This is a genomic window from Streptomyces niphimycinicus (assembly GCF_018883605.1).
GTDB lineage: Bacteria > Actinomycetota > Actinomycetes > Streptomycetales > Streptomycetaceae > Streptomyces > Streptomyces niphimycinicus.
Genome location: NZ_JAHLEM010001128.1, coordinates 1 through 3,014 on the forward strand (window position 1 = coordinate 1; position 3,014 = coordinate 3,014).

Genomic DNA, 3,014 nt, shown 5'->3' on the forward strand with positions numbered 1-3,014 from the left:
CCCCGCCTTCGCGGCCACCGCGCCACGGCGGCTGCCCGAACAGCGTGCCTGGGCCGCCGATGTGGCCGCCGGGCATGACGCGGGGGTACGGCTCTCGGTCCGTATCGAGCTGCTGCACGGCGGCGGTGGGAACGGTAAGGCGGACAGGCCGCACTTCCGTGCCGTCCTCCAGTTGCACAGCCTCACCGACCCGGCGCTGGTCGCGGACGCCGCCGATGTCTGGGCGGGCACCTCGCCCGTCATCCCGGCCCTCGGTCCGCGCGCCCGTATGGACGCGCTGCTGACCCTGCGGCGCGCGGCCCGCGCCTGGGCGCCGCTCACCCCGCTGCTGTCGGCCGCCGTGCCCGATGCCCTGGACCTCGCGGACGAGGAGGTCGCCGAGCTGCTCGGCCCGGCGGCCGGGGCGCTGGACGCCGCCGGGGTCCAGGTGCACTGGCCCAGGGAGCTGGCCCGCGGGCTCACCGCACGTGCCGTCATCGGCCCGGACGGCGACGAGGCTCGGGACGACGATGAGGCTCGGGACGATGCCGGGCCCCGGTTCCCCGCCTTCCTCTCCGCCGACGCGCTGCTGCGCTTTAGCTGGCGGTTCGCCGTGGGCGACCAGGAGCTCACCCGCGCCGAGCTGGACCAGCTCGCCGAGGCCAGCCGGCCGGTGGTGCGATTGCGCGACCAATGGGTCCTCCTCGACCCCGAGGCGGCCCGCCGCGTCCGCGACCGGCAGGACCGCAAGCTCACCCCCGCCGATGCCCTCGGTGCCGTCCTCACCGGCCGCGCGGAAGCCGACGGCACCGAGGTGGAGGTGCGGCCCACCGGCTGGCTGGAGGCCCTGCGGGACCACCTCGCCGACCCCGAGGGGACCGCGGGCACACAGCCGCCGCCCGTGTCCCAGCCGGCCGCGCTGGCCGCCACACTGCGCGACTATCAGCTACGCGGCCTGGACTGGCTGGTCCGGATGACCTCGATCGGCCTCGGCGGCTGTCTCGCCGACGACATGGGGCTCGGCAAGACCATCACCCTGATCGCCCTCCATCTGCACCGGCGATCCATCCCCGAAGCCTCCGGGCCCACTCTGGTGGTCTGCCCCACCTCCCTGATGGGCAATTGGCGGCGCGAGATCGAGAGGTTCGCACCGGGCACCCCGGTGCGCCGCTTCCACGGCCCCGCACGCAGCCTGGACGGCCTCGCGGACGGCGAGTTCGTCCTCACCACCTACGGCACGATGCGGCTGGACGCACAGCGGCTGGCCGAGGCCGGGCCCTGGGGCATGGTGGTCGCGGACGAGGCACAGCATGTGAAGAACCCGTTCTCGGCGACAGCCCGGCAGTTGCGCACCATCGGCGCGAAGGCCCGCGTGGCGCTCTCCGGAACTCCCATCGAGAACAACCTCTCCGAGCTGTGGGCGATCCTCGACTGGACCACGCCGGGCGTGCTGGGCACCCACGGTGCGTTCCGCAGGCGCTACGCCCAGGCCGTGGAGAGCGGAAGCGACCCCGAGGCCGCCGCTCGGCTGGCGAAGCTGGTCCGCCCCTTTCTGCTCAGGCGCCGTAAGTCCGACCCCGGTATCGCCCCGGAACTGCCGCCGAAGACCGAGACGGACCGTGCCGTCGCGCTCACCAAGGAGCAGGCCGGACTCTACGAGGCGGTGGTGCGCGAGATCCTCGCCGAGATCTCCGGCACCGGCGGTCTCGTCCGGCGCGGGCTCATCGTCAAGCTCCTCACCGGTCTGAAGCAGATCTGCAATCACCCGGCGCAGTATCTGAAGGAGGACCGGCCCGTGATCCCCGGGCGCTCCGGCAAGCTGGAGCTGCTCGACGAGTTGCTGGACACCATCCTGGCCGAGGGCGCGAGCGTCCTGGTCTTCACCCAGTACGTCCAGATGGCGCGCATCCTCGAGGGCCATCTGGCCGCGCGCGGGGTGCCGGCCCAGTTGCTGCACGGCGGTACGCCGGTGGCGCGGCGCGAGGAGATGGTGCGGAGCTTCCAGGACGGCGAGGTCCCGGTGTTCCTGCTGTCGCTGAAGGCGGCGGGCACGGGGCTCAACCTCACCCGGGCCGGGCATGTCGTGCACTACGACCGCTGGTGGAACCCGGCCGTCGAGGCGCAGGCCACCGACCGCGCGTACCGCATCGGCCAGACCCAGCCGGTGCAGGTCCACCGCATCATCGCGGAGGGGACCGTGGAGGACCGCATCGCCGCGATGCTGACGCGCAAGCAGGAGCTGGCGGACGCCGTCCTCGGCTCCGGCGAGGGCGCGCTGACCGAACTGACCGACGCCGAGCTGGCAGAGCTCGTGGAGCTGCGGGGGACCGAACGATGAGCCGTGCCGAGGTCGAGCGCACCTTCGCCGCCCTGCCGCCCGCCCGCGGCCGCGGCTTCGCCGGCACCTGGTGGGGCCAGGCGTGGCTGAAGGCCCTGGAGGACACCGCGCTGGACGGGGAGCAGCTCAAGCGCGGCCGCAAGCAGGCGCGCGAGGGCGCGGTGGGCGCGGTGTGCGTACGTCCGGGCCGGGTCACCGCCGTGGTGCGGGACCGCGACCGCACGCCTTACCGATCCGATGTGCTGCTGCGGGAGTTCACGGAGGCGGAATGGGACCGGCTGCTGGGGGTGGTCGCGGACCGCTCGGGCCATATCGCCGCCCTGCTGGACCGCGACATGCCCCCGCAACTGGCCGAGGACGCGGCGGCCGTGGGCGTCGAACTGCTGCCGGGGATAGGCGATCTGGAGCCGGAGTGCGGCTGTGAGGCGTGGGACCACTGCCCGCACACCGCCGCGCTGTGCTACCAGCTCGCGCGGCTGCTGGACGAGGATCCGTATCTGCTGCTGCTGATGCGCGGACGGGGGGAGCGGGAGCTGCTGGACGAGCTCCAGGTGCGCAGCGCGGCGCGGGCCGCCCCGCACCTCCCGCAGGCGGCGGAGGACGCCTCTCCCTCGGCTCCGGAGGGCGTACCGGCCCGGGAGGCGTTCGCCGCGCCCGGTCCGCCGCCGCTGCCCGCTCCGCCGCCCGCCGTCGCGGC

General features: G+C 74.2%; 2 protein-coding genes. Both read left to right on the plus strand.

Going from position 1 to position 3,014, the window contains the following annotated elements:
• On the plus strand, positions 1-2,317 hold a 2,317-nt coding region (locus KN815_RS48175), incomplete at its 5' end, for an SCO1167/SCO6262 family helicase (RefSeq protein WP_216348078.1).
• The coding region (locus tag KN815_RS48180; protein WP_443732356.1) for an SWIM zinc finger family protein at positions 2,314-3,014 on the plus strand (701 nt) is incomplete at its 3' end. The genes KN815_RS48175 and KN815_RS48180, both read left to right, overlap by 4 nt.